Annotated in this window: 9 protein-coding genes and 3 pseudogenes; 11 read left to right on the top strand and 1 reads right to left on the bottom strand. The window is 40.2% G+C overall.

Annotated elements, in window-relative coordinates:
- The 5 genes and pseudogenes from G327_RS26655 to G327_RS0120100 all read left to right on the top strand — a co-directional run.
- A pseudogene (locus G327_RS26655) lies at window positions 1-227 on the top strand (group II intron maturase-specific domain-containing protein); the annotation flags it as partial.
- A 515-nt stretch (window positions 228-742) separates the two neighbouring features.
- Window positions 743-1,318, top strand: coding sequence for a hypothetical protein (locus G327_RS0120115; RefSeq protein ID WP_019616609.1), 576 nt, complete (start codon window positions 743-745; stop codon window positions 1,316-1,318).
- 107 nt (window positions 1,319-1,425) lie between these two features.
- Complete coding sequence (locus tag G327_RS0120110) at window positions 1,426-1,917, top strand: GNAT family N-acetyltransferase (protein WP_033298706.1); 492 nt, start codon at window positions 1,426-1,428, stop codon at window positions 1,915-1,917.
- 194 nt (window positions 1,918-2,111) lie between these two features.
- Entirely contained in the window at window positions 2,112-4,133 is a 2,022-nt protein-coding gene (locus tag G327_RS0120105) for an alkyl/aryl-sulfatase (RefSeq protein WP_019616607.1), read from the top strand.
- Between the two features lie 109 nt (window positions 4,134-4,242).
- Window positions 4,243-4,671, top strand: coding sequence for a DUF1284 domain-containing protein (locus G327_RS0120100; RefSeq protein WP_019616606.1), 429 nt, complete (start codon window positions 4,243-4,245; stop codon window positions 4,669-4,671).
- A 480-nt stretch (window positions 4,672-5,151) separates the two neighbouring features.
- Here the strand turns inward: G327_RS0120100 and G327_RS26265 are convergent.
- Window positions 5,152-5,573, bottom strand: a pseudogene (locus G327_RS26265) (IS91 family transposase).
- 396 nt (window positions 5,574-5,969) lie between these two features.
- Here G327_RS26265 and G327_RS0120085 point away from each other — a divergent pair.
- The 6 genes and pseudogenes from G327_RS0120085 (at window position 5,970) to G327_RS26250 (ending at window position 11,478) form a co-directional block, all read left to right on the top strand.
- Window positions 5,970-7,175, top strand: coding sequence for a hypothetical protein (locus G327_RS0120085; protein WP_157601215.1), 1,206 nt, complete (start codon window positions 5,970-5,972; stop codon window positions 7,173-7,175).
- Between the two features lie 17 nt (window positions 7,176-7,192).
- Window positions 7,193-8,536, top strand: a complete 1,344-nt coding sequence (locus G327_RS0120080) for a WG repeat-containing protein (protein WP_019616601.1) — start codon at window positions 7,193-7,195, stop codon at window positions 8,534-8,536.
- 14 nt (window positions 8,537-8,550) lie between these two features.
- Window positions 8,551-8,724: pseudogene (locus G327_RS26645) on the top strand (transposase); the annotation flags it as partial.
- 347 nt (window positions 8,725-9,071) lie between these two features.
- Window positions 9,072-9,245, top strand: coding sequence for a hypothetical protein (locus tag G327_RS26940; protein WP_019616599.1), 174 nt, complete (start codon window positions 9,072-9,074; stop codon window positions 9,243-9,245).
- A 267-nt stretch (window positions 9,246-9,512) separates the two neighbouring features.
- The gene (locus G327_RS26255) at window positions 9,513-11,126 is read left to right on the top strand and encodes a glycoside hydrolase family 18 protein (protein ID WP_026339465.1); all 1,614 of its coding nucleotides are present in this window, start codon (window positions 9,513-9,515) and stop codon (window positions 11,124-11,126) included.
- Window positions 11,026-11,478 carry a hypothetical protein gene (locus tag G327_RS26250; protein WP_157601212.1) on the top strand — a complete coding sequence of 151 codons (453 nt, stop codon included), beginning with the start codon at window positions 11,026-11,028 and terminating at the stop codon, window positions 11,476-11,478. The genes G327_RS26255 and G327_RS26250 overlap by 101 nt, the downstream gene beginning before the upstream one ends.

Below are 11,478 nucleotides of genomic sequence, written 5' to 3'. Positions count from 1 at the left end.
AACTGAAACGAAAACTGCTAGGATTTAGAAATTATTTTGGATTACCCGATAACAGTCGAAGCTTATCGCATTTGTTTAGTTATGTACTGCATACTCTGTATAAATGGCTGAACAGACGAAGTGGCCGGCAAAGTTATAACTGGAGTAATTTCAAGAAGATGTTAACGTATTTTCAAATTGAGGTACTGAAAGTCAACAAGCGAAATATTCTTGTCGACTGGTACTAGGGTCGTGTTTTACACGAGCGAATATATAACTGAAGAGCCGGATGCGGTAGTTCCGCACGTCCGGATCTGTGTGGGGTCGGTCTGGTAACAGATCACTCTACCACGATTACCTTGGTTCTCTGGTTTAGATAAAACTATCATTTCAGCGTATATCACAAACCGTATAAACTGTTTATGATACTGTTTTATGAGATTTTCGTGTTTTCAAAAAGGTGAACATCATGGGTACAGTTGTAGGTATATTGGTCTTGGCATTCATCGCGTATTTGATAAAAAAGAACACAGGGTTGCACTTACATCAGTGGTTTTCTAAGAAATATCAAGAGCACTTAGATGCGAAAAATAAGCGCAAAAACCAGAATGACTCACGTTGAGAGTTCGCCGTTCAGAATGGTATAACAAAGCAAATCACCAGACGCATTACGGCTGTCTCGGTTTTTGCTAAAACAAAAAGCCAGCAAAAACAGCGCCAACCTACGCGCAGGTGTTTGCGGCGTTATGTTTTAAGGGAAATGATGGAAGCAGAATTGAGAGCTACGTACTTTGAATCAGGAAAAGTTGCAGCTACGGCGTGTAAAAACTTTATTTTAGCAAGTTGCATACTGGTATTGTTTTCTCTTATTGATGTTGCTCCTGAGTTGGCTCTTCCAATAATAAAAGTAAAATTATCATTTAATCAAACAATTTCAGTTGGGGTCATATTGCATGCATTTTTCTTTTATAGGCTTATTTCAGCTATAAATTATGAAAGGTTACTAGGGCAGTGTTTAAGAGAAGAAAATAAACTTACTAAAGAAGCTGTTTGGCGCCTATCTTATCCGGGGTATTTTAATTTTATACAGCATTCTACGGTATTCTCATCGGGAATGTGGTTTAAAGTTATTGTAGGAGTTAGCATAACAATCTCATTCATAGCAACCTTTATAGTTCCTGTTTTTATGGCTGTAAGAGTTATCTCCACAGAGATTTCATATACAGAAAGTTTTATACTTTTTGGGGCTTTATCTCTTTATATTTCTAGTATTTTCCTTGCTGGGAAATATCAAATGTCACGACCATTAGAAACAGTTAACGACAAAAATAAAACATAACAAGCCGTTAAAGTGCGACAAAATACAGTTGGCTATTTTCGCTGCGCTCAAGTTTAGCCAACAATATTTTGCGCCTTAACAGGGGCGTTATGTGGCAAAGAGGTATTATGGAAATCTCAGTATTAGCTGAACATCCGAATGAAGCATCAAAAATAGCAAAATGGTACTTTGACGAGTGGTCGTATATTGATCCAAATTTTACAGAAAGTATGTTTCTCGAAAAGGTTCTCGAGAAAGCTGTCAACTGTGACAAGATACCAATGGCTTTAGTTGCTCATAAAGAAAACGAGCTAATGGGTGTTTTAGAGCTGAAGTTACGAGAAAACAAGAATTACCCTGAATATGAGAATTGGGTTGGTGGTGTATTTACTAATCCAGATAATCGAGGGCAGGGTATTGCAAGCCAACTATTAAATCATGCAAAAGGTTTGGCGGTTGAGCTAGATATCCAAGAGCTGTATCTACAGTGTGAAAGCTTTAATGTTAACTTGTATGAAAATCACGGCTTTAAAGTGCTGCATAAAGCTAAACATCACGACGTTGAAACGACAATAATGGTGTGGTGCATAACCACATACAAGGCGCTTAAACGGAACTAAAACAGTGAGTTACGTTTCGCTTCGCTACACATTTTAACCCACTGCTTTAGTCCGCTTAGCGTGGCGTATAGGGTCGTGTTTCCCACTACTAGTAGACACCTTGTCTTGTATAGTTATATTAACGCTATATTTGGTAATGTATCGCACACAAATACACCTATTTACTCACTTTACAAAAACTACGAGGAACACTCATGAAACAGACATACAAATTTCTTCTTACGATAATACTGTTTTCAAGCACATCAGTATTAGCGGATGATGAGCACAGCCTTGCGATTAAGGGCGCAGGCGGAAAGCCTGCGACAGAGCAAACGAAAAAGGCAAATGACAGCTTTGCCAAAACCTTAAACTTTAATGATGTGAGAGCGTTTGAGAATAACAACACAGGGCTTGTTGCTAAGTTCGACCAGAAAACCGGTGATATCATTCGCAACAGCTTTAGCTTCATAGATGTAAACTCAGCAGATAAAGCACCCGCAACGGTTAACCCATCGCTTTGGCGACAAGCTGTATTGAATCAGCAAGCAGAAGGCCTGTACGAGGTACTGCCAGGTAAAATATATCAAATTCGCGGTACAGACCTTGCGTCACTTTCCTTTATTAGAGGAAAGACCGGTTGGCTCGTTTATGACGTGTTAACAACTAAGGAAGCTGCTGCGCAATCTCTTAAATTCTTTCAAGAAAATGTTCCAGAAGGTGGAGACCTTCCAATCGTCGCGATGCTTTATTCGCATTCCCATGCGGATCATTTTGGTGGTGCACGCGCTATTCAAAATGCATATCCTGAAGTTAAAGTGTTTGGCTCTAAAAATATAACCAAAGAAACCGTCGATGAAAATGTACTGGCTGGTAATGCGATGTCTCGTCGTACAGCCTACCAATATGGCGCGACCTTGGGTCGAAGCGAGCATGGAATTGTTGATGCAGCCTTATCCAAAGGTATTTCCACAGGTGAAATCACTTACGTGACACCAAGCTATGAGCTTAATTTACAAGATGAAGTTGAGACCCTAACCATTGACGGCTTAGAGATGATTTTCCTTGACGCATCAGGAACAGAGGCACCTTCAGAAATGGTGACTTACATTCCATCAATGAAAGCGCTTTGGACAGGCGAAGTGACCTATCAAGGCATGCATAATGTTTATACCTTGCGTGGAGCAAAAGTGCGTGACGCCTTAAAATGGTCTAAGAAAATTAACAAAATGATCGACATGTGGGGTGACGATGTCGAGGTGCTGTTTGCATCGCATTCGGCGCCTATTTGGTCGACACAGGAAATCGTCGATTACCTGAAAATGCAACGAGACGCCTATGGCTTTACTCACAACCAAGCGCTTAGGTTAGCCAATAGCGGCTATGTGTTGCAGGATATGGGCGATAAGATCTATGAGGTGATGCCAGAAAGTATTCAAAAAGCATGGCATACCAATGGATATCACGGAACCTATTCTCATAACGCTAGAGCTGTCTACAACATGTACCTAGGTTATTTTGATATGAATCCGGCAAACTTAAACCCTTTACCGATTAAGGCTGAGTCCGCAAAGTTTGTAGAATACATGGGCGGGGCTGAAACCATTCTTAAGAAAGCTGAAAAAGACTTTGCTGCGGGAGATTATCGTTTCGTTGCAACAGCGCTTAATAAGGTTGTGCAAGCAGATCCTGATAACCTTAAAGCCCGAGCGATGCTTGCCGATGCCTTTGAGCAAATGGGGTATCAAGCAGAGGGTGCGGGCTGGCGCAATATCTACCTAACGGGGGCACAAGAACTACGTTTAGGTAAGGTAACACCGGGGGCTCCTAAATCGGCTTCTGCTGATATTCTTTCAGAAATGAATCCGGGAATGTTACTCGATTACATTGCTGTTCAAGTGGATGCTTTGAAAGCGGAAAAAACACCATTTACCTTGAACATTGTGGTGGATGGCGATGCCTACTTTGTAGAAATGTCTAATGGCAACTTAAGTAATATTGATGTTGAAAAGCCTCGAAGTGGCGCCGATGCCACAATCACGATAAGCGATGATGGCTTTACAAAAATATTATTGGGTCAAGCACGACTGGTTGATTTAATTGAATCGAAGGAAGCAACGCTTAAAGGTGACGACACTGTGTTGACTAAATTAGTTAGCACTTTAGTTAAGTTTGATGAAAAGTTTGAGATAGTGCCGTTTAGCAAAAAAGCTGTTGATTCAAATTTATATAAATAATTTAAATATTCCTATCTGGCGCGTATTGCCCTATAACAAGTCAAAGCACTCGGACGCAGCAAAGCTGCGCCGGTGTTTGAGGCGTTGGTTGCAATTCATGGAGTTATATATGATTAAAATGAGACCACATCATCTACTCGATATATTAAGAGATTTTGGAAATGATAGGGTACGAGATGCTCACCCATGGGGGGCATCTTTAAATAGCGTAACGCAAATAGTACTATCGAATCCCGATCATGAAATAGAGTTTGTTTTGAAAGTAGATTCAATATGCGAAACTTGCTCTCAATTAAATGAGAATATTTGCGAAGCAAGACTTAATGAAAAGTTGTTAATGAGAGTTTACAATGATCGCCTTGATATGGACTTGTTCACTGAATTGAAAATTAAGCCAAATACCAAAATGAGTCTAATTGAGTTTAGTGTTCATGTTTCAGAAAATATGAATGTATTAGATCTTTTTACTAGCCCGAATGAAGACTCGTTTCTGCGTAAGAAAGGAACACTTTCAGCCTTTAAACGACTTGGTATCTAAACCGCAACCTAACAAATAAGGATAGGTGTCGTGCAGCCGACACCTTATCTGGGGGGGGAACAAGCCCGGGCGAGTCTCTGCTTATTTATAGTAAATAGTGTGATCTGTTTTATGGTTTGCTCGTCCGCCTGCTAAATTTTTGGCGAACGAGGTTATGATAACAGTGAGAAGTCAATGTTATCAGTAGGTTGTCTCTGTTAGTTTCATTTCATTCGTTTAATCCTCTGTTTTAGTTTTGCCATTATCCTTATTCTTCTTTTATATACCTTTCGGCTAGCTCAGTCGAAACACTACTAAGCACTGCATTTCATGCCGACAGCAAGGGCAAGTACGAATTGCTTTACTTGTTTTAGGTGACGCAGGCTGAGTCCAACTTTTTGTGCTCAGCAGTATCAGTTGTATTCGAAGTCGCCGCTTTTTAGCATTACCACGTAGAAAACCATAATCACGGACACGCTGTAACCCTTTAGGCAAAACATGTTACAAGACAAGCCATAAAAACTCGAGTATGGGCAGGTTACGTTTTTGGATTGTTTTGGTTTCACTGTCTACGTATTTAAACGTAACGCTTTTATTAGTGATGCTGATGATATCTTTGTCGGGCAACACGCCGCGATATAAGTAACGAGACAGGTACTCAAAGGCATGCTGCCCGTAGCCAACTTTAATGCAGTTCGCAATCCACTCTCTCGGGTAACGTTTGGGTAATGTTAGTGTTGGATGTTGATTAAATGCTTCAAGTATTTTGGTTCGCCATACGCTTGCTAACGCTAGTTCGTTGTACAGATAAGCCATCTCCCCCTTGTGCCACTGTTGCCTTCGTTTTTGGTAATAGCACTGGGGACAATGATATGAATGTGTGGATGAATATCGCGCTTTCGATCATGGGTATGTAATACCATGGTATAGCCCATCTCACCTTGGTGCTGCCGCTGTGCAAACCCTTCAAAGTAGGCGGTAATGCGACGCACTGCACGAGAATAGGCATCGATAGTTGCAGGGCGCTTCCCTTGTGGCGTCAAGTTGATAAGATGTTGATGATAAAGGGAATCGAAGTGTTGCTGTTGGGCTTTATCCATGAGAGTTCTCCAGTGAGCACTTCACACTGAGGTGATACTAGAGAGTATGGAAGTTTGTTTTTCTGCCGCGCAGCAGCTTCGTTCAACAAGCAATTTAAACGGCACTAAAACAGTTCGTTATTTTTGCAAAAACAAAGAGCGCAAAAATATCGCAAAGGAAAAAGTCTACAAAAAACGTGAACATTAAAAATGAACATTTATAAATTTATGGAGAAATTTATGATTAACAAATTGATGAGCATATGCTTAGTTATGTTTTTAGCTGGGTGTGCGAGTACCAGCTATTGGGCTAAATCCCATGAGGAAAACTTAAAAAAAGCAAAATCAGGTGATTCATCCGCAATGTTGAAAACAGCTCAGGATTACTGCTATGGCGTACTTAAGGGCGCTTTGGGTTTGTCTATTAGTACGTTAGATGCTCGTTCTAACCAGCAATGTGTATATTGGTGGAATGAAATTGCAAATACTAATCCTGATTTAAAGACTTCTTTTAAAGGCATCGCTTATGAAGCATTTTGGAATGCGCATTGGCCAGGTTCTGAATATAGCGCAGGAGGCACCTCTGAATTTAAAAAAATGTGGGATGATGCAGAATTTAAAATTTCAACTGGATTAAACCCGAATTTAACAGATGCACTTATTTTTACATATGCGCACTTTAAAGACCATTCTAATCTTAAATACATATCCAATTCCGACATAAAAAGTAAGATTATATCTCTCTCAGCTCAACGGTGCGATAAAGATAATGATCAAGCATATTGCGATTTAAATGCTCGATCTGAGTATTTCCATGGTGATCGTCAAATTGCAATGACAAGATATAAAAAATCACCCACTGGAGATTATAATTGGCGCCATGAAGGGTTGCTACTAGCACAACTTTACCAACCAAACATCGTGCCAGAAGCACTTATGGATATCAACCTCCTCGACCTATATCAATCTGTAGAAACATCAATGGCATGGGCATGTAAGCAAAAATCGTATGATGGTAGCTGGGATCGCCACACATATAATGGTGTTTACTCTATAAATGGAGGTGCAGGTGGGCTTTCACTAGGTGAGTGTAAAACTTTCAACAGACGTAATTTAGCACATATGAAAAAACGCGCTGAGTTTTTAACGATGTATAGAACTGACGAAGGGCTCTCGCTAGATGTTAAACAAGATAAGTACAAGGTAGGAGCAACAACAGCGTATAAGGAAAAAAACTTTTATGAATCAACTTTATACTTTGAACTACTTGAGAAAACAGGATATGAGCTTCCCGTGAATATGATCTACTATCGAGCAAATGCGCTCCGTGATGCAGGATATGCGAAAGAGGCTAAAGCATCATATATAGAATATGTAAATAAAGCAGGAAAAGGTGCTACTTATTATCGAGACTCTCTAAATCAAATGAATGAGCTATCTCAATAATTCAAAGGATATGAAGAATGAAGCGACTATTTATTATTTTCATTTTAATTCAGATGCTACCTTTTAGCGTTTATTCAAAAGAATATTCGGGGAAACTGACAGGAAGATTTGCAACCTCTTCTCAAGAAATCAACTATAACGGGCAAGAGGTCAACGTCTTTTTTGATGCCGAATTGACATGGAAAATGTGGACGTTATTTAACGAACCAGTCATAGATAGTCGCTTAAAATGGAAATTGCGATTTGTCAAAGTAACATCTAGAGATGAACAGGGGAAAATATTATCGGTAAATTCATATGCCCCTTGCATGTTTAAAAAACAGAGCGATTGCATCCCCGACTCAGTGGCAAAAGAGATCTCATTATACAACGTAGCCTTTCTGGTCAGAACCAAAGAATTTGGAAGCCAAACTTTTAACGATCACTATATTCTTATCGACCCCGGTGCAATTTCAAAACCTGCTGTCAATGAGGAATTGACCGAAGCAGAAGAATCATTTAACTCCCCAGGCAGTCCTGATTGGAATGAGCTATTTATAAAACACGGTGCCGCATACGGTATCAATGGCTCGCAAAAAATTAAATATTCGGAATTAGAGTACTTCGATGAACAAACATCTAAAGAAAAGTTTACGAAAGGAGTGAAATTAAAATATATTGAACTTGCAAAAGCAACGGTGGGCTACTCGGCATTATTAGAATACCTGTATGAAAAAGAGCATGAAAAAGTGATGCGTGAAATAGATAGCGAACAGGATTTAGCTATTAAAGAGGCAAAGTCTAATAATAATGATGATATTTTTGCTGATTTTGAAACAGAGGCGCTAATCGAAACCAGTAAAGTTACAAAAAAAACTGCAACCGCAGATTTCAATGAAAAAAATAGCCAAGACATTAAGAGTATTAAATATTTAAAGAAGCAAGAAAAAAAATTAAGAGCTGAAGATGTTTCACGTGTTAATGCATTGTACCTTCCGAGTAATGAACTCACTGTTTTTTATAAGAATGGCAAAGAAGGGTTCAAAAATGAGAGTGGAAAAATTATTATCCCAGCCCAATATCACGATGTACAAAATTTTTCTGAGGGATTGGCGGCAGTCTCAATTAGTGATCATAAGTGGGGATTCATTAATTTTAAAAACGAGTATGTGATCAAGCCTCAGTTCCGTTATGCGACAAGCTTTATAAATGGGTTGTCAACGGTTAAAAGCAATTATCGAATAAAAGAATTAAACACAAAAGGATGCCCTAAATATAAAGAGTTATGGGATGAATATACCATTGATAAATTAGGCCGTAAACACGGCAATAAAATACAAAAAACTAATATATACAGTGAATTATGCTTAGGAGGAGGATAAAAAAGAGGTAGAGTGAGCAAATTGAATCCATGTTCACACAGGTGCTGATGATATGTGATAAAGAAGGCTTAATCGGTCGTCATATGTTTGCCATTGATGGCTGTAAAGTGCTTTCGAATGCCGGTAAGGAATGGAGTGGTACTTTTGATGAGTTAGAGCGAAAACAAGCCAAGCTTAATCGAGCCAGCCTGTATTGAAGATGGGGTAATTGATAGCCATAAGCCCAAATATTCCTTCCCTATAAGCCTATCATCAGTTTCACTGCTCAATTTAACAAATCAGCCTCCCAAAATAGAATAATCTGCCGAATATCAATCAAATACAAATTACGGTGTTTGTGTTTTTAAAATAGTGGCTGAAAATGAGTAATTCTACAGCCTTGTTATGTTCAGTATTACTCAGGGTGAAAAAGCATCTCAATATAGTGGAGATAGCTTAATTGAAGCTGTTGCCACTTTTATATTGTGATTATTTAGCACTTACTTCATTATAATTGTTTGTTTCTATACTTTTTGTTTGTGTCTAGGTGTTACTTATGAACGTGTTAATTATTTTAGCTGTATTATTCTCATCCGTTGCGTTGATGGTTATTTTAGTTGAGCGTTTTGCTAAACCTGTAGATGAACAGCAACAAGCCAAATATAGTAAACTATTGCCTATTTTAGTTTTTATAATGTTGATTACTGCGCTGATCAAAACGATTATTTAAAACGTAACTCGGTGTCTGAACTGCTGGTTTAGATCAGATTGGTATAAATACGTTTAGTAAGCAGTAAAAAGCGTCACTCACTATCAGTCACTAATAACCACTAATATTCACCAAGATTCACCAAGATTCACTAGTAATCATTATGTTACAGGTTTTTTCAGGTTTATATTGATTTAGTTTTTTTTTATGCCCCTGTGATAATTTTATTCTGTAGGCGGGATCATAAGAATGTATATAGCTGTTTTAATTAAGAACTAAGGATGAATCATGAAATTTGAAGTTAGTAAAGTGAGAAAAGCCGTATCGGCAGCTTTATTTTCATCGGTGCTGGCGTTTAGTGCTAATGTCACTGCATATGAAAATGTAGAGCCTACTCCATGGGTTGAGGGAGAAACTCACACTGAGAAGGGAGATGTCGTTATTTATCAAGGCGAATGTTTCCTAACAGTACAGCCCAATGCGAGTGTATGGGAAGCACCGACAGATGAATCTTGGTTCTACAAGTCTGTTCCTTGTCCGGGAGAAGAACTGCCTGAGCGTCCTGAACCACGTGAAGATTGGGAGCCCATCCCGTGGGTTGAGGGACAAACTGAAGTAGAGAATGGTGATATCGTCATTCATGAGGGAATATGTTATACCGCGGCCAATAATCCGAACCCATGGGAGACGCCGCCGGATGCTGGCGACCCTTGGTTCTGGCATGAAACAGAGTGTCCGACCGGACCTATCGAACCGCCGTCTGAAATTACTGATCCGGTTGAACCGATTGGTCCGAGTACTCCTCATAAACCAACTCAGCTGCCTCCAGAAGGAGCTGGTGGAGTAGGTGCAGTGATTGGTGAAGGTGGTGAAGAAGGAGGCCTAGTTGATCCAGTTGATCCAGTTGAAATTACTGATCCGGTTGAGCCGATTACTCCGATTCTTCCTGGTAAACCAACTCAGCTTCCTCCAGAAGGAGCTGGTGGAGTAGGTGCAGTGATTGGTGAAGGTGGTGAAGAAGGAGGAATAATTGATCCTAAGCCGCCGCTGCCGCCAAAGCCGCCGGATAACCCGGCGACAGGTATGACATGGGAGGGTGAAGAAAACAAGATGGATCCAAATCTGCCTTATAAAGGACATTTTAACCTGTTAAATCAATACGCACAGGATCACGATGTTAAATTACTGCTGTCAGTCGGCAGCTGGGCTGAAACAGGCGGTTTCTTTGCTGAAGAAGCTCAAGGCAGCTCCCCTATTGATGAACTTGGCCGTGTATTTAACGGTGGTTTTTATAACTTAACCATTGATGAAGAGACTGGAGAAATCAACCACGAAGCTATTGCTGTTTTTGCTAAGTCAGCTGCTGAGTTTGTTAAAACCTATGATTTCGACGGCATCGATATTGATGATGAACACCCGTCTTCCATGTCTGATGCCGGGCATCCTAACGACTGGAGTGTATCTAATAAACATCGTGGTAAATTATGGGATGGTTATATGGCGCTGATGGAAGCGCTGCGTAATGAATTAGACAAGCAGGGAGAAAAAGATCAACAGCATTATATGCTGACTATTGCTTCTCCATCATCGGGTTATCTACTGCGCGGTTTTGAAGGTTTCCAGGCATTGCAGTACTTAGATTATGTCAATATCATGTCCTACGATCTGCACGGTACCTGGAATCACTTTGTAGAGCATAATGCTGCTCTGTACGATAACGGTAATGACGGTGAAATTGCTGATGCGGGGATTTATGAGGGTGGCGATGCGAAATACTTTAATGGTCAGGGGTATTTAAACATTGACTGGTCTTATAAATATTTCCGCACTGCAGGGCGGGCGTATCAATATAGGCCTGCCGTACTACTCGCGCGGCTGGCAGGATGTGAGCGGCGGCAATAATGGTCTGGGCGGTAGATCTGCACTTGCAGTTCAAACAGAGTGTCCGCTTGGAACCTGCGAAAATTTAGGTGGGAATGCTTTAACGGTTGCAGGTTCTCCTTGTGGTTATGGTGCAGAAGGTATTGATAACTTATGGTTTGATCTGGATGCCCAAGGCGAAGAAATATTTGCTGGTGTGAATCCGGTATGGCATACCAATAATCTGCGCGACGGCTTGCCGACTCCTTATCTGACAGCGTTTGGGCATGAGGATGAGCCGCGTGTTGGTGATTATGTTGGGCATGTTGATAATATCGCTCAGTCAACCTGGTTATGGAATGAACAGAAGGGGGGTGTTCTTATCAACGGATAA

Source organism: Psychromonas ossibalaenae ATCC BAA-1528, from assembly GCF_000381745.1.
Taxonomy (GTDB): Bacteria; Pseudomonadota; Gammaproteobacteria; order Enterobacterales; family Psychromonadaceae; genus Psychromonas; species Psychromonas ossibalaenae.
Note: the sequence above shows the minus strand (reverse complement) of the source record. Positions and strands in the feature narration are given on the sequence as shown.

Coding starts and splice junctions, on each gene's coding strand:
- G327_RS0120115 (WP_019616609.1), top strand. CDS start 743: ATGGAAGCAGAATTGAGAGCTACGTACTTTGAATCAGGAAAAGTTGCA.
- G327_RS0120110 (WP_033298706.1), top strand. CDS start 1,426: ATGGAAATCTCAGTATTAGCTGAACATCCGAATGAAGCATCAAAAATA.
- G327_RS0120105 (WP_019616607.1), top strand. CDS start 2,112: ATGAAACAGACATACAAATTTCTTCTTACGATAATACTGTTTTCAAGC.
- G327_RS0120100 (WP_019616606.1), top strand. CDS start 4,243: ATGATTAAAATGAGACCACATCATCTACTCGATATATTAAGAGATTTT.
- G327_RS0120085 (WP_157601215.1), top strand. CDS start 5,970: ATGATTAACAAATTGATGAGCATATGCTTAGTTATGTTTTTAGCTGGG.
- G327_RS0120080 (WP_019616601.1), top strand. CDS start 7,193: ATGAAGCGACTATTTATTATTTTCATTTTAATTCAGATGCTACCTTTT.
- G327_RS26940 (WP_019616599.1), top strand. CDS start 9,072: ATGAACGTGTTAATTATTTTAGCTGTATTATTCTCATCCGTTGCGTTG.
- G327_RS26255 (WP_026339465.1), top strand. CDS start 9,513: ATGAAATTTGAAGTTAGTAAAGTGAGAAAAGCCGTATCGGCAGCTTTA.